Source organism: Ancylobacter polymorphus (assembly GCF_030813495.1).
Taxonomy (GTDB): domain Bacteria; phylum Pseudomonadota; class Alphaproteobacteria; order Rhizobiales; family Xanthobacteraceae; genus Ancylobacter; species Ancylobacter polymorphus.
Genome location: NZ_JAUSUI010000004.1, coordinates 266,540 through 290,095, shown reverse-complemented (window position 1 = coordinate 290,095; position 23,556 = coordinate 266,540). Strand labels below are relative to the sequence as shown.

21 protein-coding genes are annotated in these 23,556 nt (G+C 66.2%); 16 read left to right on the top strand and 5 right to left on the bottom strand.

The genetic code is table 11. The annotated features are described in order from the left end of the window. Positions 1-17: 17 nt before the first annotated feature. The 4 genes from J2S75_RS11080 (at position 18) to J2S75_RS11065 (ending at position 3,481) form a co-directional block, all read left to right on the top strand. A complete protein-coding gene (locus J2S75_RS11080; protein WP_307019914.1) occupies positions 18-323 on the top strand; it encodes an alkylphosphonate utilization protein in 306 nt (101 codons plus the stop codon). A gap of 74 nt (positions 324-397) precedes the next feature. After that, a complete protein-coding gene (locus J2S75_RS11075; protein WP_307019912.1) occupies positions 398-712 on the top strand; it encodes an HdeA/HdeB family chaperone in 315 nt (104 codons plus the stop codon). Between the two features lie 216 nt (positions 713-928). Further along, a complete protein-coding gene (locus tag J2S75_RS11070; protein WP_307019911.1) occupies positions 929-1,264 on the top strand; it encodes a hypothetical protein in 336 nt (111 codons plus the stop codon). 144 nt (positions 1,265-1,408) lie between these two features. Next, a complete protein-coding gene (locus tag J2S75_RS11065; protein ID WP_307019910.1) occupies positions 1,409-3,481 on the top strand; it encodes an ATP-dependent helicase in 2,073 nt (690 codons plus the stop codon). A gap of 6 nt (positions 3,482-3,487) precedes the next feature. Here the strand turns inward: J2S75_RS11065 and J2S75_RS11060 are convergent, their stop codons facing one another. Further along, positions 3,488-3,715, bottom strand: coding sequence for a helix-turn-helix domain-containing protein (locus J2S75_RS11060; protein WP_244375782.1), 228 nt, complete (start codon positions 3,713-3,715; stop codon positions 3,488-3,490). Between the two features lie 97 nt (positions 3,716-3,812). Between J2S75_RS11060 and J2S75_RS11055 the strand changes: the two genes are divergently transcribed. From J2S75_RS11055 to mnhG, 6 genes are read left to right on the top strand one after another with little or no spacing between them, the layout of a single operon-like run. Then, a complete protein-coding gene (locus J2S75_RS11055; protein ID WP_307019909.1) occupies positions 3,813-6,722 on the top strand; it encodes a monovalent cation/H+ antiporter subunit A in 2,910 nt (969 codons plus the stop codon). Further along, entirely contained in the window at positions 6,722-7,069 is a 348-nt protein-coding gene (locus J2S75_RS11050; RefSeq protein WP_307019908.1) for a Na+/H+ antiporter subunit C, read from the top strand. Before J2S75_RS11055 ends, J2S75_RS11050 begins: the two co-directional genes overlap by 1 nt. Continuing rightward, complete coding sequence (locus J2S75_RS11045; RefSeq protein ID WP_307019907.1) at positions 7,069-8,745, top strand: monovalent cation/H+ antiporter subunit D; 1,677 nt, start codon at positions 7,069-7,071, stop codon at positions 8,743-8,745. The genes J2S75_RS11050 and J2S75_RS11045 overlap by 1 nt, the downstream gene beginning before the upstream one ends. Continuing rightward, complete coding sequence (locus tag J2S75_RS11040) at positions 8,742-9,239, top strand: Na+/H+ antiporter subunit E (protein ID WP_307019906.1); 498 nt, start codon at positions 8,742-8,744, stop codon at positions 9,237-9,239. The genes J2S75_RS11045 and J2S75_RS11040 overlap by 4 nt, the downstream gene beginning before the upstream one ends. Continuing rightward, positions 9,236-9,517: a K+/H+ antiporter subunit F gene (locus J2S75_RS11035; RefSeq protein WP_244375772.1), complete on the top strand. Its 282-nt coding sequence runs from the start codon at positions 9,236-9,238 to the stop codon at positions 9,515-9,517. The genes J2S75_RS11040 and J2S75_RS11035 overlap by 4 nt, the downstream gene beginning before the upstream one ends. Beyond that, entirely contained in the window at positions 9,514-9,876 is a 363-nt protein-coding gene (gene mnhG / locus J2S75_RS11030) for a monovalent cation/H(+) antiporter subunit G (RefSeq protein ID WP_307019905.1), read from the top strand. Before J2S75_RS11035 ends, mnhG begins: the two co-directional genes overlap by 4 nt. A 6-nt stretch (positions 9,877-9,882) precedes the next feature. On the opposite strand, the gene J2S75_RS11025 is transcribed toward mnhG, so the two are convergent. Together J2S75_RS11025 and J2S75_RS11020 are read right to left on the bottom strand one after the other, a co-directional pair. After that, a complete protein-coding gene (locus J2S75_RS11025; RefSeq protein ID WP_307019904.1) occupies positions 9,883-10,140 on the bottom strand; it encodes a hypothetical protein in 258 nt (85 codons plus the stop codon). Positions 10,141-10,220: 80 nt separating this feature from the next. Continuing rightward, on the bottom strand, positions 10,221-12,059 hold the full coding sequence (locus J2S75_RS11020) for a sigma-54-dependent Fis family transcriptional regulator (protein ID WP_307019903.1): 1,839 nt from the start codon (positions 12,057-12,059) through the stop codon (positions 10,221-10,223). A 239-nt stretch (positions 12,060-12,298) separates the two neighbouring features. Between J2S75_RS11020 and adh the strand changes: the two genes are divergently transcribed. Beyond that, on the top strand, positions 12,299-13,816 hold the full coding sequence (gene adh, locus J2S75_RS11015) for an aldehyde dehydrogenase (protein WP_307019902.1): 1,518 nt from the start codon (positions 12,299-12,301) through the stop codon (positions 13,814-13,816). 133 nt (positions 13,817-13,949) lie between these two features. Beyond that, positions 13,950-14,366, top strand: coding sequence for a DUF779 domain-containing protein (locus J2S75_RS11010; protein WP_307019901.1), 417 nt, complete (start codon positions 13,950-13,952; stop codon positions 14,364-14,366). 114 nt (positions 14,367-14,480) lie between these two features. Here J2S75_RS11010 and J2S75_RS11005 read toward each other — a convergent pair whose 3' ends face one another. Together J2S75_RS11005 and J2S75_RS11000 are read right to left on the bottom strand one after the other, a co-directional pair. Beyond that, positions 14,481-15,413 (bottom strand): response regulator, encoded by a 933-nt coding sequence (locus J2S75_RS11005; protein WP_307019900.1) that lies wholly within the window; start codon positions 15,411-15,413, stop codon positions 14,481-14,483. Then, positions 15,403-18,792, bottom strand: a complete 3,390-nt coding sequence (locus J2S75_RS11000; protein WP_307019898.1) for a hybrid sensor histidine kinase/response regulator — start codon at positions 18,790-18,792, stop codon at positions 15,403-15,405. Before J2S75_RS11000 ends, J2S75_RS11005 begins: the two co-directional genes overlap by 11 nt. A gap of 488 nt (positions 18,793-19,280) precedes the next feature. On the opposite strand from J2S75_RS11000, the gene urtA reads away from it, so the two are divergent. The 4 genes from urtA to urtD all read left to right on the top strand — a co-directional run bounded on the left by urtA (position 19,281) and on the right by urtD (position 23,554). Next, a complete protein-coding gene (urtA, locus tag J2S75_RS10995) occupies positions 19,281-20,564 on the top strand; it encodes an urea ABC transporter substrate-binding protein (RefSeq protein WP_307019897.1) in 1,284 nt (427 codons plus the stop codon). Positions 20,565-20,662: 98 nt separating this feature from the next. Beyond that, the gene (gene urtB, locus J2S75_RS10990) at positions 20,663-21,589 is read left to right on the top strand and encodes an urea ABC transporter permease subunit UrtB (protein ID WP_244375756.1); all 927 of its coding nucleotides are present in this window, start codon (positions 20,663-20,665) and stop codon (positions 21,587-21,589) included. Positions 21,590-21,599: 10 nt separating this feature from the next. Beyond that, positions 21,600-22,775 (top strand): urea ABC transporter permease subunit UrtC, encoded by a 1,176-nt coding sequence (gene urtC, locus J2S75_RS10985; RefSeq protein ID WP_307019896.1) that lies wholly within the window; start codon positions 21,600-21,602, stop codon positions 22,773-22,775. Positions 22,776-22,786: 11 nt separating this feature from the next. After that, entirely contained in the window at positions 22,787-23,554 is a 768-nt protein-coding gene (gene urtD, locus J2S75_RS10980; RefSeq protein WP_244375752.1) for an urea ABC transporter ATP-binding protein UrtD, read from the top strand. Positions 23,555-23,556 lie beyond the last annotated feature (2 nt).

The window sequence follows — 23,556 nt, the reverse complement described above, 5'->3', positions numbered from 1 at the left end:
CCCGCAGGGAGGCCGACATGGCCGATGACGACGATTCCTATGTCTATGACGAAGCCACCGGCGAATGGCGTCCGGCCTCCGAGGTGAAGGCGGCCGCCGCGGCCGCGCTTGAGGTGCGCGACGCCTCCGGCAACCGGCTCGCCGACGGTGATTCCGTCGTGCTGATCAAGGACCTGAAGGTGAAGGGCGCCGGCCAGACGCTGAAGCAGGGCACGGTCATCAAGACCATTCGCCTCACCGACAACCCGGAGGAAATCGATTGCCGGCACGAGGCGATCAAGGGGCTGGTGCTGCGCACGGAATTCGTGCGCAAGCGCGGCTGAGCACGGGGGACGGCGTGGCGCGCGGCACGGTGGCATGGTAGCGTCCGCCGTGCCCTCCACTGCGCAGGTTCTCCATGCGAAAGCCCGTCCTGAGAAAGCTCTTTCTCGCCCTCTCCCTCGCCGCGCCCGTCCTCGCGGGCCTGCCGCACGCCGCCCTGGCGGAGAAGATCGACCTCTCCACCACCACCTGCGGCCAGTTCCTGGAAAGCGACAAGACCGAGATCATGCTGACGCTGGCCTGGCTCGACGCCTATTACAAGGATGTCGACGCGCCGCCGGTCATCGACACCGAGAAGTTCATCGAGAATGCCGGCAAGCTCGGCGAGTATTGCGCGGCCAACCCCACCATCGGGCTGATCACCGCCGCCGATGAATTGTTCGGCGAGTGAGCGCCGCCGCTGTCACGCCTTCGTGAGCGACAGGGGCCTACAGGGTCCGATCCGGTATTATCGTCGGATCGGACGGTTAAAATGAACCTCTTCTGACGGAAGATCACCCATATTTACCGTAGAACGGTAGCTCACTACGCTGCCGCACAAGTTGATGTCGCGGAACTCTGGGAGATCGTCGGGCTTATTCCTTCACTCAACAGGAGGATACAGCCGATGATCAACGCCAAGACAGCTTCCGCTGCCGTTCTCGCCGCCATGCTCGCCCTCAGCGGCCCCGCCCTTGCCCAGTCCAGCGGGACGGGTGGCTCCTCATCGAGCGCGGGTGCGTCGGATTCCGGCGCGGGCATGGGCAACGATGCCGGCACCAACAGCACCGAAAGCCGCACCGGCGCTCCGTCCAACGCGACCTCGGGTTCCGGCATGAACGCGCCGGAAGGTCGGAATACGACCACCGGCACCAGCAGCACCGACAATGTCGGCGCCACCACCGACCAGCCGGGCGACACCAAGTCCAACCGCGACTGCTCGAGCACGCAGACCCCCTGCTGACCCGCGCCGTCGTGACATGGGAAAGGCCGCCCACTCCCCCGGGGCGGCCTTTTCTCATGCGTGCGGCAGCGACACGCCGAGTTGCGAACAAAACGCGAAACGTGCTCTCTGGTTTGCTGATCCGCGCCGGAGATTCGCCCGTCCATGCAGCCCGCCGCCTATCTCGACACGCTCAATCCGCAGCAGCGGCGGGCGGTCGAGCATGGAATCCAGGGACCCGGCGACACCCTTGCCGGGCCGCTTCTGGTGATCGCCGGTGCCGGCTCGGGCAAGACCGACACGCTGGCCCATCGCGTCGCCCACCTCATCGTCAACCGTGCCGATCCACGCCGCATCCTGCTGCTTACCTTCTCGCGCCGGGCGGCGGCGGAGATGGCGCGGCGGGTCGAGCGCATCGCTGCCAAGGTGCTGGGGCCGGAAGCACGGGTACTGACCGAGGGGCTGAACTGGGCGGGCACCTTCCACGGCATCGGCGCCCGGCTGCTGCGCGACCACGCGCTCGACATCGGCCTCGACCCCGCCTTCACCATCCATGACCGCGAAGACAGCGCCGACCTCATCAATCTCATCCGTCACGAGCTCGGTTTCAGCCGCACCGAAAAGCGCTTTCCCACCAAGGGCACGCTGCTCGCCATCTATTCACGCGCGGTGAATGCCGAGCAGAAGCTGGAAGAGGTGATCGGCCGCGCGTTTCCGTGGTGCGCGGGGTGGAACAGCGAGTTGAAGACGCTGTTCGCCGCCTATGTCGAAGCCAAGCAGCGCCAGAACGTGCTCGATTACGACGATTTGCTGCTCTACTGGGCGCAGATGATGAGCGAGCCGACGCTGGCGGCCACGGTGGCCAGCCGCTTCGATCATGTGCTGGTGGACGAATATCAGGACACCAACCGGCTTCAGTCCACCATCCTGCTCGGGCTGAAGCCGGACGGGCGCGGCCTCACCGTGGTCGGCGACGATGCGCAGTCGATCTATTCCTTCCGCGCCGCGACGGTGCGCAACATTCTCGACTTCCCAGGCCACTTCACGCCCCGCGCCGACACCATCATGCTGGAGCAGAATTACCGCTCCACCCAGCCCATCCTCGCCGCCGCCAATGCGGTGATCGACTTCGCCAGCGAGCGCTACGCCAAGAATCTCTGGTCCGAGCGCACCTCTGCCGAACGGCCGGTGCTGGTGAGCGTGCGCGACGAGATCGAGCAGGCCAATTTCATCGCCACCCGCGTGCTGGAAAACCGCGAGGACGGCATGGCGCTGAAGCAGCAGGCCGTGCTGTTCCGGGCCGCCCACCACAGCGGACCGCTGGAAGTGGAGCTGACCCGCCGCAACATACCCTTCGTCAAGTTCGGCGGGCTGAAATTCCTCGATTCCGCCCATGTGAAGGACGTGCTCGGCGTGCTGCGCTTCGTCGAGAACCCGCGCGACCGCGTCGCCGGCTTCCGCGTGCTGCGCCTGCTCTCCGGCCTCGGCCCGGCCACGGCAGGCCGCATTCTTGACGCGGTCGACGCCGCCGGCATGCTGCTGCCGGCGCTGGAAGCGGTGACGCCCCCGGCCCGCGCCGAGCAGGAATGGCCCGCCTTCCTCGCCCTGGCGCGCGAATTGAAGGCGAACAATGCGGGCTGGCCGGGCGAGCTTGACCTTGTGCGCGCCTGGTACGAGCCGCTGCTGGAGCGGCTGCACGAGGATGCGGGCAGCCGGCAGGCCGATCTGGTGCAACTGGCGCAGATCGCGGCGAGCTACCCCTCCCGCGCCCGCTTCCTCACCGAATTGACGCTCGACCCGCCGGACGCCACCAGCGCCGAGGCCGGGCCACCGCACCGCGACGAGGATTACCTCATCCTCTCCACCATCCATTCCGCCAAGGGGCAGGAGTGGAAATCGGTCTTCGTGCTCAACGCGGTCGATGGCTGCATCCCCAGCGATCTCGGCACCGGCACGCGCGAGGAGATCGAGGAGGAACGGCGCCTTCTCTATGTCGCGATGACGCGGGCGAAGGACAGCCTGCATCTGATGCTGCCGCAGCGCTTCTTCACCCATGGGCAGTCCGCGCGCGGCGACCGGCATGTCTACGCCGCGCGTACCCGCTTCATCCCGCCCACCATCCTCTCCCGCTTCGCCATGGCGAGCTGGCCGCCGGCGATGGCGGAACCGGCGGGAACGCGGGCCGCGCCGCAGGCCCCCATCGACATCGGGGCGCGGATGCGGGCGATGTGGAAATAACGGGGTTTAGCGTATCCGCACGCCCGGCCCATGCTCGCCGGGCGGCAACAGCATAATCCCGGCCTGTTCGAGCGTGGTGATAAGCAGCGCTTCCGTGGCGCGGTGGAGCACATGGCGGTGACGCTCGAAATCGCGCACCGTGCTGCGCGAGACGCCCGCGCGCTCGGCCAGATGTTCCTGCGTCCAGTCGAGAAGCCCGCGTGCGGCGCGGCATTGTTCGGGCGCCAAATCCATCGCTTCTGCCTTGCGTAACGACAGCCAAATCAACCATAATGGGCGACATATCGCAAGACTCGAGGATTAACCGCCCGCAGGGAGGCCCCCGCTACCTATGTCCCATGGCACGCTGCTCCTCGTCGCGCTGCTTCTGCCGTTCATCGGCAGCCTCGCTGCGGGGTTTCTGCCGACCCACGCGCGCAACACTGCCGCGATCCTGGCCGGCAGCGTGGCGGTGGCGGGGATCGGCATAAGCGTCTGGCTCTACACCTCGCTTGCCGATGGGGCACCGGTTCAGTTCTGGCTGTCCTGGCTGCCCATGCTGGGACTGGACTTCACCCTGCGGCTGGACGGCCTCGCCTGGCTGTTCGCCCTGCTGATCTTCGGCATCGGCGCGCTCGTCGTGCTTTATGCCCGCTACTACATGTCGCGCGAAGACCCGGTGCCGCGCTTCTTCTCCTTTCTGCTCGCCTTCATGGGCTCGATGGTCGGCATCGTGCTGTCGGGCAATCTCATCCAGCTGGTGTTCTTCTGGGAACTGACCAGCCTGTTCTCCTTCCTGCTCATCGGCTACTGGCACCACACCGCCAGTGCGCGCGACGGTGCCCGCATGGCGCTCACCGTCACCGGCACGGGCGGGCTGTGCCTGCTGGTCGGCGTGCTGCTGATTGGCCGCATCGTCGGCAGCTACGACATCGACCAGGTGCTGGAATCGCGCGATCTCATCATCCAGAGCGATCTCTATGTGCCGGCGCTGGTGTTGATCCTGCTCGGCGCCTTCACCAAAAGCGCGCAGTTCCCATTCCATTTCTGGCTGCCGCACGCCATGACGGCGCCGACGCCGGTGTCGGCCTATCTGCATTCCGCCACCATGGTGAAGGCCGGCATCTTCCTTTTGATGCGGCTGTGGCCGGTCATGTCCGGCACGGATGCGTGGTTCTATCTCGTCGTGCCGGCCGGTCTGGTGACGCTGCTGCTCGGCGCCTTCATCGCCATCTTCCAGCAGGACCTGAAGGGGCTGCTGGCCTACTCCACCATCAGCCATCTCGGCCTGATCACGCTGCTGCTCGGCCTCGGCAGCCCGCTGGCGGCGGTGGCGGCGATCTTCCACACGCTGAACCACGCCATCTTCAAGGCGTCGCTGTTCATGGCCGCCGGCATCATCGACCATGAGACCGGCACGCGCGACCTGCGCAAGCTGAGCGGGCTCTACCGCTACATGCCGATCACCGCCACGCTCGCCATGGTCGCCGCCGCCGCCATGGCCGGTGTGCCTCTCGTCAACGGCTTCATTTCCAAGGAAATGTTCTTCGCCGAAGCGGTGGCGGAGCATACGGGCTCGCTGCTCGATGACAGCCTGCCCTATTGGGCGACGCTCGCCGGCGTGTTCAGCGTCACCTATTCGCTGCGCTTCATCCTCGGCGTGTTCTTCGGCCCGCCGCCGGTGAACCTGCCGCACCGGCCGCACGAACCGGCGCACTGGATGCGCTTTCCCATCGAGCTTTTGGTGCTGATCTGCCTGCTGATCGGCATCGTGCCAAGCCTCACCGTCGGCCCGCTCCTCGCTACCGCCGTCAAGGGCCTGCTCGACGCCACCCCGCCCTATTACAGCCTGGCGCTGTGGCACGGCTTCAACCTGCCGCTGATGATGAGCCTCATCGCCATGGCCGGCGGCGTGGTGCTCTATCTCGGCCTGCGCCGCTATCTCGAAAGCGGCATCGAGGGCCCGCCGATCCTGCGTGACTTCAAGGGCCAGCGCATTTTCGAGAAGGTGCTGGCGACGCTGTCCTGGCAATGGGCGCGCGCCGGCGAGGCGACGCTCGGCACGCGGCGCCTGCAGCCGCAGATGCGCATCGTCATAACGCTCGCCGTGGTGGCGGCGCTGGCGCCCTTCATCGCCAATGGCGCGGTGGGCACGGGCGACATGCCCGGCACGCCGCTGCCGCCGGGCTTCGCCCTGCTCTGGCTGGTTGGCGGCATCTGCGCGCTCGGTGCCGCCTATCAGGCGAAGTATCACCGCTTCGCCGCGCTGGTACTGGTCGGCGGGGCCGGCCTCGTCACCTGCGTGACCTTTGCCTGGCTGTCGGCGCCGGACCTCGCGGTGACGCAGCTTCTGGTGGAGATCGTCACCACGGTGCTGCTGCTGCTCGGCCTGCGCTGGCTGCCCAAGCGCATCGAGAATGTCTATCCCAGCCGCCCGCCGCTGAAAGTGCTGCTGCGCCGCTATATCGACCTCACCATCGCCTGCGCGCTTGGCGGGCTGATGGCGTTCCTCGCCTATTGCCTGATGACCCGTCCGCTGACCCAGAGCGTCTCGCGCTTCTTTGTCGAGCGCGCCTATTCCGAAGGCGGCGGCACCAACATCATCAACGTCATCCTGGTCGATTTCCGCGGCTTCGACACGATGGGCGAGATCGTCGTGCTGTGCCTCGCCGGCCTCACCGTCTTCGCCCTGCTGCGCCGTTTCCGCCCCGCGCCGGAGAGCATCGAGCAGCCGGAGCAGCAGCGCATCCAGCACGCCTACGATGTCGCCACGCCTGACCGCTCGCCCGGCGACACGGTGGCGGACTACATGCTGATCCCCCGGCTGATCATGCACTGGCTGTTCCCGGTGATCGCGGTCATGGCGGTGTATCTGTTCATGCGCGGCCATGACCTGCCGGGCGGCGGCTTCGCCGCCGGCATCACCCTCTCCATCGCCTTCGTGGTGCAGTACATGGCCAGCGGCACCCGCTGGGTGGAGGATCATTTGCGGGTGCTGCCTCTGCGCTGGATGGGCATGGGCCTGCTCACCTCCTGCGCCACCGGCATGGGTTCCTGGTGGTTCGGCTATCCCTTCCTCACCTCGCATTTCCAGTATGTGGAGCTGCCCTATATCGGCAAGGTGCCGGCGGCCTCCGCACTGGTGTTCGATCTTGGCGTGTTCGCCCTGGTGGTCGGCGCCACGGTGCTGATCCTCATCGCCCTCGCGCATCAGTCGCTGCGCAGTTCGCGCGCGGCGCAGGCCAGCGAGGGAGGCGAGTGATGGAAATCGTCCTCTCCATCGGCATCGGCCTCTTCACCGCCTCCGGCGTGTGGCTGCTGCTGCGCCCGCGCACCTATCAGGTCATCATCGGCCTGTCGCTTCTCTCCTATGCGGTGAACCTGTTCATCTTCGCCATGGCCGGCGGCGGGCTGCGCGTCGACGGGCCGCCCATCCTCGCGCCCGGCGGCGTCGGCGACCCCGCGAAGATCGCCGATCCGATCCCGCAGGCGCTGGTGCTCACCGCCATCGTCATCGGCTTCGCCATGACGGCGCTGTTCCTGGTCGTGCTGCTGGCCGCGCGCGGACGCACCGGCACCGACCATGTCGACGGGCGGGAGCCGGACTGATGACCCCCGCCCTCGACCACCTCGCCATTCTTCCGATCGTGCTGCCGCTGGCCGTCGGCGCCCTCATGCTGCTGTTCGACGAGCGGCGGCGGCGGCTGAAAATGACGCTCAGCCTCGCCACGGTCTTCGCCCTGCTCGCCATCGCGGTGACGATGGTGGTGATGGTCGGCCTGCCCTCGAGCGATCGCTGGTCGACCCTCATCGTCTACCCGCTCGGCAACTGGCCGCCGCCCTTCGGCATCGTGCTGGTGGTGGACCGGCTGGCGGCGCTCATGCTGCTGATGACCGCCGTGCTGGGCTGCACCACCCTGCTCTTCGCCCTCGCGCGCTGGCACACGGCGGGGCCGCGCTTCCACACGCTGTTCCTGCTGCTGCTCACCGGGCTCAACGGCGCCTTTCTGACCGGCGATCTGTTCAACCTGTTCGTGTTCTTCGAAATCCTGCTCGCCGCCTCTTACGGGCTGGTGCTGCACGGCTCGGGCACGGCGCGGGTGCGGGCGGGGCTGCACTATATCCCGATCAACCTCGTCGCCTCCTCGCTGTTCCTCGTCGGCGTGGCGGTGATCTATGGCGTGACCGGCACGCTCAACATGGCCGACCTCAGCCGGATCGTGCCGACGCTGCCGCCGGAGTCGCGCACCCTCATGGAGGCGGGCGCGGCGGTGCTTGGCATCGCCTTTCTGGTCAAGGCCGGCATGTGGCCGCTCAGCTTCTGGCTGCCCACCACCTATGCCGCCGCCTGCGCGCCCGTCGCCGCCATGTTCGCGATCATGACCAAGGTCGGCATCTATGTGATCCTGCGGCTGTTCCTGCTGTGCTTCGGCGACGAGGCCGGCGCTTCCGAGGATTTCGGCGCCGCCTGGCTCTATTATGGCGGCATGGCGACGCTGCTGTTCGGCGGCATCGGCGTGCTCGCCTCGCAATCCATGCAGCGGCTCGGCGGCTATAGCGTGCTCATCTCCTCCGGCACGCTGCTCGCCGCCATCGGCACCGGCAACAGCGCGGTGATATCCGGCGCGCTCTATTATCTCGTCGCCTCCACCTTCGCCATCAGCGCCTATTTCCTGCTGGTGGAGTTGATCGAACGCGGCCAGGCCGCCGGTGCCGACGTGCTCGCCGTCACGCTGGAGATTTTCGGCGATCCGGAGGAGGACATTGAGGACGAGGACGAGGAGGTCGGCGTCGCCATTCCCGCCACCATCGCCGTGCTCGGCGGCGGCTTCGTCGCCTGCACCGCCGTGCTGGCCGGCCTGCCGCCGCTCTCCGGCTTCATCGGCAAGTTTGCCATGCTGTCGGCGCTGCTGAACGAGGCGGGCGAAATCCCATTCTACCACTGGCTGTTCGTCGCGCTGCTGATGCTCTCCGGCCTCGCAACCCTCATCGCCATGACCCGCAACGGCATCCGCACCCTGTGGGTGCCGGCCGAGACGGACATTCCGCGCGTGCGCGCTATCGAGGCCATTCCGGTCGGGGTGCTGCTGCTGCTCTGCGCGGTGATGACCTTCGCCGGCGGCCCGACCATGCGCTATATGGAAGCCACTGCGCAGATCCTCTATTGGCCGAGCGAATATGCGCGCGATGTGCTCGGCAGCCAGCCGGCGGGCCATAGCACGAGCGATTCCCGCTCCAGCGGCCACGGCCCCTCCGGGCCCAACCCGACGGGAGCCACGCCATGAACGGGCTGCGCCGCGTCATCCCCTACCCGCTGCTGTTTCTCGCTTTGCTCGTCATGTGGCTCTTGATGACGCAGAGCCTGTCGCTGGGCCAGCTTCTGCTCGGCGCGGTGGTAGCGCTCGGTGGCTGCTGGGCCATGACCGCGCTCGATCCGCCGCCGGCCCGGCTGCGTCGCCCCGCCGCCGCCGCACGTCTGGCGGGGCGCGTGTTCGTCGACGTGTTCCGCTCCAATGTCGCGGTCGGCAGCATCATTCTCGGCAGTGAGGACCGGCGCACCCATGCCGGCTTCATGCGCCTGAAGCTGGATTTGAAAAGCCCCTATGGCCTCGCCGTCCTCGCCATCGTGCTCACCTGCACGCCCGGCACGCAATGGGTGCGCTACGATCCCGCCACCGGGCTTCTGCTGCTGCATGTGCTCGATCTCGTCGACGACAAGGAGTGGGTGCGCACCATCAAGGGGCGTTATGAGGGGCTGCTGATGGAGATCTTCGAATGAGCGTCGCCATCCTCGGCTGGTCGATCACGCTGGCGCAGGTGCTGCTGACCCTCGCCATGGGCTGCGCCGCGTTGCGCTTCATTCGCGGCCCACGCGCGCAGGACCGCATCATCGGCCTCGACACCTTCTATGTGAACGCCATGCTGCTTCTGGTCACGCTCGGCATCCGCAGCGGCACCACGCTCTATTTCGAGGCGGCGCTGGTCATCGGCCTGCTCGGCTTCGTCGGCACGGTGGCGCTGGCGAAGTTCCTCATGCGCGGCGAGGTGATCGAATGAGCGCCGCTCCCGACCTGCCGCTCTGGGCGGCGATTCTCGTCTCGTTCTTCGTCGTCACCGGCGCGCTGGTGACGCTCATCGGCTCCATCGGGCTGTGGCGCCTGCCGGACTTCTACGCCCGCCTGCACGCCCCCTCGCTCGGCGCCACGCTGGGCACCGGGGCGATGCTGGTCGGGTCGATCATCTGCTTCTCCGTGCTTCAGCAGCGGCCGCTGATCCACGAAGTGCTGATCGGCCTGTTCGTCACCATCACCACCCCGGTCACGCTGATGCTGCTCGCCAGCGCCTCGCTCTACCGCGACCGGGTGGAAGGCAACGACGCCGCGCCCAAGGAAGACCCGGCGCCGACCGAGCCGTAAGCGCCTTTAGCGGCGCGCATCGTCCGGCTTCTTCGGCGTGCCGTCCGCCGAGCCATCCATTGTGTTCAGCGTCTCAGGCGCGAAGCGGCCACCGTCGCGCCGGGCCGGCTCGCCATCGACCGGGGAATTGTCGTTATCCACCTCGTCCAGCGGCGGGTTCAGCGGGTTCGAGACCGCCGTGGTGCGGTCATCGAGCACGGCATCGACATTGGCGGGGTCGATGACGACGGGGTTCTGGTCGAGCGTGCGGGGATCGCGCACCATCGTAGGGCCTCCATGAGTGTTGCCAGAGGCAACAAGCGGGGCCGCCTGCGGTTCCCTTCAGTCCCGCCGCGAATACCGGCTCAGGCGTGGAACAGCCGCCGGTAGAGGGTGGAGCGGTTGACGCCCAGCCGGCGCGCGGCCTGCGAGACATTGCCGCCGCAGGCCTCCACCGCCTGGCGCATCGCCTCCACGGTGAGCGCGTCGAGCGTGCCGATGGGCGGCGACGCGGCGGGTGCGGCGAGAATGTCCGGCGGCAGCATGTCCTCACCCACCGGGCGGAACGGATCGGCCAGCGCCGCCAGCGCCTTGAGCGTGCCGGCCAACTGGCGGAAATTGCCCGGCCAGTCATAGGCGGCAAGGCGCGCCTCGCACGCCTCCGACAGCGTCAGCCGTTCATCCGCCACCAGCCGCCCCCACAGCGCGCGGACGATCCCCGCCCGGTCCGGCAGGCGGCGCAGCGGCGGCAATTCGACGGTGTAATGGGCGATGCGGAAATACAGGTCCTGGCGGAAGCTGCCGGCCTCCACCAGCAGGCGCAGATCGCGATGTGTGGCGCAGAGCAGCGCCACATCGATCTTCACCGGCCGGCCGCCACCGAGCGGGGCGACCTCGCGCTCCTGCAGCACACGCAACAGGCGCGATTGCAGCGCCAGCGGCATGTCGCCGATCTCGTCGAGAAACAGAATGCCGCCATCGGCCTCGCGCAGCAGGCCGCGCCGCCCCTGCCGGCGGGCGCCGGTGAAGGCGCCATCCTCATAGCCGAACAGTTCGGACTCGATCAGCGTCTCGGGAATGGCGGCGCAGTTGACCGCCACAAACGGCCCGCCGGCGCGCGCGCTCTGGCGGTGAATCTCACGCGCCGCCATCTCCTTGCCGGTGCCGGTCTCGCCGCGGATCAGCACCGGCACGTCCGCCGCCACCATGCGCACCGCGCGGCCGAGCGCCGCCCGCTCCTCCGCCGCGAGCAGCGGCCCCTCCTCGCGCGGCGCGCGGGGACGCGGCGCCGGCTGCGGCCGGGGGCGGGCGCCCTCGAAGCGGCCGAACAGAGTGCGCCCGCCCGGCTGGCGCAAGGCGTGGGTGTCGCCGTCCGAACCCGGCAGCTGTTCCAGCAATTCGCCGGCCCGCCTGGCGCCAAGCGCCGACCAATCGGCGCCGACAAGGCCGAGCCCGGCGCGGTTGGCCGCCACCAGCCGGTCGTCTTCGAACACCAGCACGCCCTCGCGCGAGGTGCCGAGAAGCGCCCGGTCGGCCTGGAGGCGCAGCACACGGCGGTCGGAAAAGCCCTCGTCGAAGAAACGGTGCTCGATCTGCTCCACCGCCAGCCGCACGAGGCCGAGCGCATGGCGGTGGTCCACCGCCGCCGGGCCGGACATGTCGAGCGCGCCGACCGTGTGGCCATAGGGGTCGAGGATCGGGGCGGCCGAGCAGCTCAGAATCGCGTGCGGGTCGTAATAATGCTCGCCCCCATGCACGGCGATCGGCCGCCCCTCCACCAGCGCCGTGCCCACCGCATTGGTGCCGGTGGAGCTTTCACCCCACAACACGCCGGGCCGCAGCGCCACCTGCGCCGCACGCGCGGCGAAATCGGCATTGCCGAGCGCGTCGAGGATCATGCCCTCCGCATCGGTGAGAATGACCACGCAGCCGGTCTGCATGGCATCGGCATAAAGGCTTTCTACCTCCGGCCGGCACAACCGGCGCAGCCGCTCATGCCGCTCGGCGATGGCGCTGAGCTCATGCGCGGTCAGTGGTTCGAGGCGCGGCAGGGCGGCGTTGTCGAGCCCACGCTCCGCGCAGCGCTTCCAGGAGCGCAGGATCGGCTCGGGCAGCAGCGCCGCCAGCGGCCGGTCGTGCAGACCCTGCTGGAAGAACTGCCGGCGCGCGGCCAGCACGGCGCGCGGCGAGACCTCTTGGCGCATGCGATCCTCCCGGAGTGTTGCAAAATGCCACACATGTCGCAGGTCTTGTTGTTCTTTCCGACAGTTTCTACCAAGTTTTCCGGCGGCGTCTATCGGTAGAATCCTCACGCCCTCGCGAGTACTGAGCTAAGCTGAGGTATTTCAATATTTTGCCGTGTCGCAACGACGATTTTGTGCATTGCGAGAGACGGACTGGCACGGGCGGTGCAATCTTGAGTGTCCCTATCAGGGAGGATCCAATGAACAAGCCAGAACTCGCCATCACCAAGCAGTCCCCGTTCAAGGCCCGCTACGGCAATTTCATCGGCGGCCAGTTCGTCGAGCCGGTGTCCGGCCGCTATTTCGACAACACCTCGCCGGTGACCGGCGGCAAGATCTGCGAAGTCGCGCGCTCGGAAGCCGCCGACATCGACAAGGCGCTCGACGCCGCCCATGCCGCCAAGGCCGCCTGGGGCAAGACCTCGGCCGCCGAACGGGCGCTGATCCTCAACAAGATCGCCGACCGCATGGAGGAGAATCTCGACCTCCTCGCGCTGGCCGAGACCTGGGACAACGGCAAGCCGATCCGCGAGACGACGGCGGCCGACATTCCGCTCGCCATCGACCATTTCCGCTATTTCGCCGGCGCGGTGCGCGCGCAGGAAGGCGGCATCAGCGAGATCGACCACGACACCATCGCCTATCACTTCCACGAGCCGCTCGGCGTGGTCGGTCAGATCATCCCGTGGAACTTCCCCATCCTGATGGCGGTGTGGAAGCTGGCTCCCGCGCTGGCGGCAGGTAACTGCGTGGTGCTGAAACCCGCCGAGCAGACCCCGTCCAGCATCCTGGTGCTGGTGGAACTGATCGCCGACCTGCTGCCCCCGGGCGTGCTCAACGTGGTCAACGGCTTCGGCCTCGAAGCCGGCAAGCCGCTCGCCAGCTCGAACCGCATCGCCAAGATCGCCTTCACCGGCGAGACGACGACGGGCCGGCTGATCATGCAGTATGCCAGCCAGAACCTCATCCCCGTCACGCTGGAACTGGGCGGCAAGTCGCCGAACATCTTCTTCGCCGATGTGGCGGCCGAGGATGACGACTTCTTCGACAAGGCGATCGAAGGCTTCGTCATGTTCGCGCTCAATCAGGGTGAGGTCTGCACCTGCCCGAGCCGCGCGCTGATCCAGGAAAGCATCTATGACCGCTTCATGGAGAAGGCGCTGAAGCGGGTGGAAGCCATCATCCAGGGTTCGCCGCTCGACCCGGCGACCATGATCGGCGCCCAGGCCTCCTCCGAGCAGCTGGAGAAGATCCTCTCCTATATCGACATCGGCAAGCAGGAAGGCGCCGAGGTTCTCATCGGTGGCGAGCGCAACAATCTCGGCGGCGACTTCGCCGGCGGCTACTATGTGAAGCCCACCGTGTTCAAGGGCCACAACAAGATGCGGATCTTCCAGGAGGAGATCTTCGGCCCGGTCGTCTCGGTGACCACCTTCAAGGACGATGCGGAAGCGCTGTCCATCGCCAATGACACGCTCTACGGCCTCGGCGCCGGCGTGTGGACCCGCGATGGCAACCGCGCCTATCGCTTCGGCCGGGCCATCGAGGCCGGCCGCGTGTGGACCAATTGCTACCACGCCTACCCCGCCCATGCGGCGTTCGGTGGCTACAAGCAGTCGGGCATCGGCCGCGAGAACCACAAGATGATGCTCGATCACTACCAGCAGACCAAGAACATGCTGGTCAGCTACTCCCCGAAGAAGCTCGGCTTCTTCTGAGCAAGCCGGCATGGGCTTTCCTTTCCCCTCGGGGAGAGGGAAGCCCGCGAAGCGGGTCGGTGAGGGGCGGCCCGAACGCCCCTCACCCCGGCCCTCTCCCCGTCGGGGAGAGGGCGCTTTCACGGGAGCCCCCATGGACACGCAGACCGCGCCGCCGCCTGCCACCGAAGCCGCCATCCCCCGCGTGCTCGCCACCGAGGCGGCGCTGGCGCTGATCGAGACCTTGCGGGCGCAGCACGGCCCGCTGCTGTTCCACCAGTCCGGCGGCTGCTGCGACGGCTCCTCGCCCATGTGCTACGCCCAGGGCGATTACATGCTGGCCGATCGCGACGTACGGATGGACGTCATCGGCGGCTCGCCCTTCTATATGAGCCCGTCGCAGTTCGAATACTGGCAGCACACCCAGCTTATCATCGACGTGGTGCCGGGGCGCGGCGGCATGTTCAGCCTGGAAAATGGACGGGACGTGCGCTTCCTCACCCGCTCGCGTCTGTTCACCGATGACGAGCTGGACCGCCTCGCCCCGCTCGCCTATGGCCCGGACGCCTGAGCGAGGGGGAGCGAGAGCAATTCCCGCAAAAGTGCCTCGCGGCTTTGCGACGGCAATTGCGTCTAATCAGAGAGTTAGAGCCGTTCCGGTGAATGTGAATTTACCGGAACGGCTCTAGCGCGGCGTCAGCGCCGTCACCGCCAGCGCCGTGGCCGCCGCCCGGTTCTCGACGCCGATCTTGGCGTAGATCTGCTCCAGATGCTTGTTCACCGTGCGCGGCGACAGGCCGAGAATCTCGCCGATATCGCGATTGGCCTTGCCGCGCGCCAGCCACACCAGCACCTCCGCCTCGCGCAGCGTCAGATTGAGCTTGGATTTCAGCACCTGCTCCGGCGGAATGCCCGAATCCTCGACGATACGCAGCAGCAGCTCCTCCGGGCCGATCTGCCCGACATAGGAGAGCTTCAGCCGCCGCGGCGAACCCTCGACCGACACCTCCACCGCCGCCATCTCGCCGCCGCTGCCATCCCCGTTGCGCCCCTCCAGCCAGCGGCGCACCGGTTCCGGCAGGGTGAAGCTGTCGCCCGGCGCGGCGGCGCTGAGCGCGGTCAGCAGCGTGGTCGCCTGCGGCGTCGACCACAGGACGCGCCCGGCGCGATTGGCCGAGAGCAGATAGCGCCCGGCGGCATCCAGCGCGGCCCGGGCGCTGTGCGTCTGCCGTGCATTGGCGAGATGCACGCGGATGCGGGCGATCAGCTCGTCCGGTGCGATCGGTTTGGTCACATAATCCACCCCACCGGCCTCGAGCCCCTTCACGATCTGTTCGGTCTCCGACAGGCCGGTCATGAAGATAACCGGCACATGCGCCACCGCCTTGTTGCGCTTGAGCTGCCGGCACGCCTCGAACCCATCCATCCCCGGCATGATCGCATCCATCAGGATCACGTCGGGGGTGATGCGCTCGACCAGCGCCAGCGCATTGGCGCCCTCGGTGGCGACCAGCACGGTGGTCCCCGCCGCCTCCAGCGCGTCGGTGAGCAGGCTGAGGGTTTCGGGCGAATCATCCACCACAAGGACGATGTCGCGGCGCTCCACGCTAGGCATCATTGGCGCGCATCGCCTCCAGAACGGACATGTATTGCTTGAGATCGAAGGTTTCCATCAGCTCGCGCATATGGGCGACGAAGGCCTTGCTGTCGGGCGAGGCGCTTTCGATCTCCCGCAGCTTGGCCTGGATGCCGCGCACATAGCCGATCTCCCCCAGCTTCATCAGATCGTCGAGATGCACGCCGGCCGGTGCCCGCAATTCGCCCGGCTTGGCGGCCTCGCCGGCGGCCAGCGCCGCGAGTTCACCATCGCCCACCCATTCGAGGTCGAGCAGCGCCGCCATCTTTTCCAGCAGCGTGCGCAGATGCACCGGCTTGACCAGATGGTCGTCATGCTGGGCGAGGCCGTCGCCATGGATTTCTCCGGCATTGGCCGAGATCATGATGATGCGCAGCCGGCCGAAGCCTTCGTCACGCAGCTGCCGCACCACCTCCCAGCCATTCAGTCCCGGCATGGAGATGTCGAGCAGCAGGAGGTCCGGCTCCCATTCGCGCACCATGTCCAGCGCCTGCACCCCATCGGCGGCGGCGAGCACGGTGAATCCAAGCGGCACCAGCAATTCATGCATGAGGTCGCGATGGGCGACATCGTCATCGGCCACCAGCACGGTGCGGCGCTGGCCGGTATAGCCGGCGATGTGGCGGTGCTGGATCGGGCCGAGGCGCGAGGGGTTGGTCACCTCCGACAGCATCATCTTGACGCGGAAGACGCTGCCCTCCCCCGGCGCCGATTTCAGCGAGATTTCCCCGCCCATGATCTCGGTGAGCAGCTTGGTGATGGTGAGGCCGAGGCCGATGCCGGCGGTGGAATAGGTGCCGGCTCGTTCCCCCCGCTCGAACGGCTCGAAAATGCGCTTGTGGTCGGCGGCGGGAATGCCGATGCCGCTGTCCTCGATCTCGAACTCCGCCACCTGGTTGCGATAGGAAACGCGCAGCGCCACCCGGCCACGGTCGGTGAACTTGATGGCATTGGACAGCAGATTGATGAGGATCTGCCGCAGCCGCTTCTCGTCGGTGAACACCACGGCCGGAAGGCGCTCCGGCCGCACATAGACGAAATCGATGCCCTTGGCGGTCGCCTGCAGCCGGAACATGTCGACCAGCTGGTCGAGAAACTCGCCGATCCGCACCTCGTCGCGGGTGAGATAGAGCCGGCCCGCCTCGATCTTGGAAATGTCGAGCAGTCCGTCGATCAGGCCGGAGAGATGCTCGGCGGAGCGGCGCACCACGCGGATGGCGTCGCGCCGGTGCGGGGGAATGGCGACATCGCGCTCCAGCAGCTGGGCATAGCCGAGAATGGCGTTGAGCGGGGTGCGCAATTCGTGGCTGATGCCGACGACATAGCGGCTCTTGGCGAGATTGGCGGCTTCGGCCGCCTCCTTCGCCTTTTGCAGCTTGGCGTCGGTGCGCTTATGCGCCTCGATCTCGCGCATCAGCAGCGCGGTCTGGCGGTTGCTCTCCTCCTGCGCCACCCGCCGGCTTTCCTGCGCCAGCACGAACAGCCAGGCGGCGACGCCGGCGATGATGAGCAGGATGAAGTAGAGCGTGAACAGCACATTGCCGACCGTCTCCGCCTGATCCGGCGGGGCGAAGGTCGACTGGAAATAGATCACGCCCAATATGCCGCCGATGACGGTCGCCAGCAGCGCCATCACGCCGATATAATGGCCGAGGCGGGAATTGAGCTGCGTCACCATCCAGGCCGGCAGCGTCGCCCGCAGCGCCGCCAGAATCTGGTCGGGGAAGCGCGCTTCCTCCTTGCAGCGATCGTTGCAGCGCGCATCGAGCGAGCAGCACAGCGAGCAGATCGGCCCGGCATAGACCGGGCAGTGCGCCATGTCCTCCGGCTCGAATTTGTGCTCACAGATGCAGCATTTGAGCGTGTGGCGCGCTTCCCAGTTCTTCGCCGTCCGCCGCGCGATGTAGTAGCGCCCGCCCGTGGCATAGGCGATGCCCGCGGCGGTGACGAAGGACACCACCAGAGCGAGGAACGGCGCGAAGGCCTTCAGCGCCGGGCCGAGAAAGCCGGCGAAGGCGATGACGCCCACCAGCGTGCCGGCCAGCAGCGCGCCGACGCCGACGGGGTTGATGTCATAGAGATGCGCCCGTTTGAACTCGATGCCCGGCGGGCTCCAGCCCATGGGCTTGTTGACCACGAGATCCGCCACCAGCGCCGCCACCCAGGCCACGGCGACGATGGCGTAGAGGCCGAGGATCTGCTCCAGCACCTTGTAGATGCCGAGCGCCATCAGCATCAGCGCAATGGTGACGTTGAACACCAGCCACACTACCCGGCCCGGATGGCTGTGGGTGAGCCGGGAGAAAAAGTTCGACCAGGCGATCGAGCCGGCATAGGAATTCGTCACATTGATCTTCAGCTGGGCGAGGATGACGAACACCCCGGTGAAGGCCAGCGCGACCTCGGGCGAGAACACGGTCTTGAACGCCACCAGATACATCTGGGTCGGCTCGGCCGCGTGCAGGAACGGAATGCCCTGGGTGACGGCGAAATAGGCCAGAAACGAACCGCCCAGCATCTTGATGCCGCCGGGGATGATCCAGCCCGGTCCGGCGCTGAGCAGTGCCACCCACCACAGCGCATTCCGCCGTGCCTCGGTGCGCCCGGGTGCCCGGCGCGGCAGGAAACGCAGGAAATCCACCTGCTCGCCGATCTGCGCGACCAGCGCGAACACCACCGTCGTCGCCGTACCGAACAGCACGAGATCGAAGGAGCCGTCGGGATGGCCGAAGCGGCCAGTATAGGCGGTCCAGCCGGCGAAAGGGTTGTCGTCGAGGGCGAGGATGAACACGAAGGGGATGATGTTCAGCACCAGCCAGACCGGCTGGGTCCAGAGCTGGAACCGGCTGATGAAAGTGATGCCGTGCGTCACCAGCGGGATCACCACCAGGGCGCTGATGAAATAGCCCACCATCAGCGGCACGCCGAAGCACATCTCCAGCGCCAGCGCCATGATCGCCGCCTCGATGGCGAAGAACAGATAGGTGAAGGAGGCGTAGATGAGCGAGGTCAGCGTCGAGCCGATATAGCCGAAGCCGGCGCCACGGGTCAGCAGGTCGATGTCGACACCGAACTTGGCGGCGTAATAGCTGATCGGCAGGCCGGCGGCGAAGATGACGACGCAGACGACAAGGATCGCCGCCACCGCATTTTCAAAGCCATAGGCGAGCGTGATCGCGCCGCCGATGGCCTCCAATGCGAGGAAAGACACCGCGCCAAGCGCGGTATTGGCAACGCGAAGCGCCGACCAGCGGCGCGCGCTCTTGGCCGTGAAGCGAAGCGCGTAATCCTCCAGCGTCTCGTTGACGACCCACTGATTGTAGCGACGCCGAACGCGAACAATCTTCTGCTCCGCCGCCATGGGGGTGTGCCTCGCCGTGCCAACGCCAGACATGCTTCCGTGCTCACCCTCCCCAGGGCTTTTCGTGTTGTTGCACCGCGTCGGCGGAAGGCTGCCACCCGCGCCGACACTACCCCCCAAGCATAAATCATTCCACTCGCCGGACAGCCCGCTCATAAATTAATACGACGAATTCCCCTGCATTAGATTACCTTCCGATCCATCAGCACAGCATGAAATGCCCAATAATCGGGCTAACCGGCATCGAATTCGTTCAACTTCTCTACTGTTATCTCGCGCGCGCGCGAAAAAATCTGCCCGACACGATGGAAAAACCTTCGCGTCGGAAACACGATCCCATTCTCGCCTTCACTGTGCAGGAGCGACGACGTTTCCCCTATACGTCAATCGACGTATTGCTGCATCGCGACATCGACCGCCACGATCCGGCCAATGCAAGCACAAGAGAAGCTTGTTGAGGCCACGTCAAACCCGTGGAGGGGAATCGTATGTCTTCGAAGAATGATCCGACGAACACGTTTTCAGCGACGCGGCGCAAGCTCTTGATGGGTATTGCCGCGCTCCCGGCCGTGCCTGTTCTTGCGTCGACCGGTCTTTTTTCCACCCCGGCACAGGCGCAGGCCCCGGCGACATCGGCGGTGAACACCACCGGCCTCGCCGTGACCGACACGGAAGTCACTGTCGGCATCCTGCACTCGGTGACCGGCACCATGGCCATCTCCGAGACCGGTTCGGTGCAGGCGGAAAAGCTGGCGATCGAGCAGATCAACGCCATGGGCGGCGTGCTCGGCCGCAAGATCAAGTTCATCCAGGAGGACGGCGCCTCCGACTGGCCGACCTTCGCGGAGAAGGCCAAGAAGCTGCTGGTCAACGACAAGGTCGCGGCCATCATGGGCTGCTGGACCTCGGCCTCGCGCAAGGCGGTGCTGCCGGTGGTCGAGCAGTATAACGGCATGCTCTACTACCCGACCTTCTATGAAGGCCTTGAGCAGTCCAAGAACGTCATCTACACCGGCCAGGAAGCCACCCAGCAGATCCTCGCCGGCCTCGACTGGGTACAGAAGACCAAGGCCGGAAAGACCTTCTACCTCATCGGCTCGGACTATATCTGGCCGCGCACCTCGATGAAGATCGCCCGCAAGCACATCGAAGGGCATCTCAAGGACTCCTCGGTCGTCGGCGAGGAATATTTCCCGCTCGGCCACACCCAGTTCAATTCCGTCATCAACAAGATCAAGCTGAAGAAGCCGGACGTGATCTACGCCGCCGTCGTCGGCGGCTCCAACGTCGCCTTCTACAAGCAGCTCAAGGCCGCCGGCATCGACCTCAACAAGCAGACGCTGCTGACCATCTCCGTCACCGAGGACGAGATCGACGGCATCGGCGGCGAGAACTTCGCCGGCGCCTATAGCTGCATGAAGTACTTCCAGTCGCTCGACAACCCGAACAACAAGGACTTCGTCGCCGCCTTCAAGAAGATGTGGGGCGAGAAGACCGTGATCGGCGACGTGACGCAGGCCGCCTATCTCGGCCCGTGGCTGTGGAAGTTCACCGTCGAGAAGGCCGGCTCCTTCGACATCGACAAGATCGCCGAGGCCTCGGCCGGCATCGAGTTCACCAAGGCGCCGGAAGGCTACGTCAAGATCCACCCGAACCATCACCTCTGGTCGAAGACCCGCGTTGGCCTCGCCCAGCCGGACGGCCAGTTCAAGGTGGTGTTCGAGACCCCGGACCTGATCGAGCCCGATCCGTTCCCCAAGGGCTACCAGTGATCGGCTGACGCTCCCACCCGGAGAGGGCCGCGCCCTCTCCGGGACTTCACGCCGTTGATGCCAAGCGCGCGCTCGCGCGCCCGCCGGGGGATTGTTGAATGTTCGCTGACTATTCGCTGGCCGAACTCGGCTCGATTTTCGTGATGCAGGGCTTCGCCGGCCTCATCCTATTCTCGGTCTTCGTGCTCATGGCGCTCGGCCTCGCCATCATCTTCGGCCAGATGGGCGTCATCAACATGGCGCATGGCGAATTCATGATTCTCGGCGCCTATGTCACCTATTTTACATCTCAATTCTTCCTGAATTATGTGCCGGGCCTGTTCGGCGCCTATTTCTTTGTCGCCATGGTGCTCGCCTTTTTCGCCGCCGGCGCGCTCGGCATGGCGGTGGAATGGCTGATGATCCGGCGCCTGTACAAGCGCCCGCTCGACACGCTGCTCGCCACCTGGGGCCTCAGCCTCATTCTTCAGCAGGTCTACCGCTCCGTCTTCGGCCCGCGCGAAGTGGGCGTGGAACTGCCGAACTGGATGATGGGCTCGATCTCGCTCACCGACTCGATCGAAGTGCAGATCAACGGCCTGTTCGTCATGGGCCTCACCATCGCCATCACCGTGGCCGTCGCCCTGCTGATGTACAAGTCGGCCTGGGGCAAGCAGGTGCGCGCCGTGGTGCAGAACCGCGTCATGGCCGGCGCCGTCGGCATCAATACCGAGAAGATCGACCGCTATACTTTCGGCCTCGGCTGCGGCATCGCCGGCGTGGCCGGCTCGGCCTTCACCATGATCGGCTCGACCGGCCCGACCTCCGGCCAGCTCTACATCGTCGACACCTTCCTGGTCGTCGTCTTCGGCGGCGCGCAGAGCCTGCTCGGCACCATCGCCTCCGCCTTCACCATCTCGCAGGCCCAGTCGACCATGGAGTTCTTCCTCTCCGGTTCGATGGCCAAGGTCCTCACGCTGCTCGGCGTGGTCATCATCCTGATGCTGCGGCCGCAGGGCCTGTTCGTCATCAAGGTCCGTCGCTGAGGAGGCGCATATGAGCAAGTCATCCGGCCGCACCTTCTTCCTGCGCCCGCAGGACATGATCGGGATCGCGATCCTGGCCTTCATCCTCCTCGTCGTGCTTCCGCTGGCGCTGGACAATTTCCGCCTGCAATTCGTCGGCAAGTACCTCACCTACGCCTTCGTCGCGCTCGGCCTTGTGCTGTGCTGGGGCTATGCCGGCATTCTTTCGCTCGGCCAGGGCGTGTTCTTCGGTCTCGGCGGCTACTGCATGGCCATGTTCCTCAAGCTGGAAGCCTCCAGCGTCGAGAACACCAAGATCCAGACCACGCCCGGCATTCCGGACTTCATGGACTGGAACCAGATCACCGCCCTGCCCTGGTTCTGGGAACCCTTCAAGAGCTTCGCCTTTTCCACCGTCGCCGTCGTGCTGGTGCCGGCCTTCTTCGCCCTCATCCTCGGCTTCGCTTTGTTCAAGCGGCGCGTGGGCGGCGTGTATTTCGCCATTATCACCCAGGCGCTCGCCGCGATCATGACCATCCTGATCATCGGCCAGCAGGGCTATACCGGCGGCATTAACGGCATCACCGATCTGCGCACCCTGCACGGCTGGGACATCCGCACCGACAGCGCCAAGACGATCCTCTATTTCGTCTGCGTCGGCCTGCTGCTCGCCTGCATCCTGCTGGCCTTCTACGTGAAGTCGTCCAAGCTCGGCCGCATCCTCGTCGCCATGCGCGACAAGGAGGACCGGGTCCGCTTCTCGGGCTACGACGTGGCCAGCTTCAAGATCTTCGTCTTCTGCCTGGCGGCGGCGCTGTCGGGCATTGGCGGGGCCATGTTCGCGCTGCAGGTCGGGTTCATGTCGCCGTCCTTCGTCGGCATCGTGCCGTCGATCGAAATGGTCATCTACACCGCGGTGGGCGGCCGCCTCTCCATCCTCGGCGCCATCTACGGCACGCTGCTGGTGAACTGGGCCAAGACCTCGTTCTCCGAAAGCTTCCCTGAACTGTGGCTGTTCGGCCTCGGCGGCCTGTTCATCGCCGTGGTGCTGATCTTCCCGAACGGCATTGCCGGCCTCTGGCAGAGCTACATCGCCCCGCGCCTCGGCCCGCTGTTCGGCGGCGCGGCCCGACGCACGACGCCCCCCGCCGCGACGCCGCCCGCCGCCCCGTCCTCCGGGACGGCCGCCCCCGCCGCCGCCGAATAGGAGCCGGAGCCATGAACAGCCAAGTCATCACCGACTCCATGAACAAGGACTTCGTCCTGGCGGTGGAAGGACTCACCGTCTCCTTCGACGGGTTCAAGGCGGTCAACGACCTGTCCTTCTATGTCGACGAGAACGAAATCCGCGTCATCATCGGCCCGAATGGCGCCGGCAAGACCACGGTGCTCGACCTCATCTGCGGGCGCACCAAGGCGACCACGGGCTCGATCCGGTTCAAGGAGCGCGAACTCACCCGGATGAAGGAGCACGAGATCGTCCGCGCCGGGGTGGGACGCAAGTTCCAGAACCCGTCGATCTATGAGGACCTCACCGTCTTCGAGAATCTCGAAATCTCCTATCCCAAGGGACGCTCGGTGCCGGGCGCGCTGACCTTCCGCCGCGACCGGGCGGTGAAGGAGCGGGTGCAGGAGGTGGCCGAGACCATCTTCCTCGCCGACCAGCTCGACCAGCGCGCCGAATATCTCTCGCACGGCCAGAAGCAGTGGCTGGAGATCGGCATGCTGCTGATCCAGGACCCGGAACTCCTGATGCTCGACGAGCCGGTGGCCGGCATGAGCGTCTCCGAGCGCAAGAAGACCGCCGAACTGCTGAACACCATCATCAAGAACCGATCGGTGATCGTGATCGAGCACGACATGAAGTTCGTCGAGGACATCGCCCACAAGGTCACGGTGCTGCACCAGGGCAAGATTCTCTCGGAAGGCTCCATGGCCAAGGTCCAGGCGGACCCGAAGGTCATCGAAGTCTATCTCGGCCATTAAAG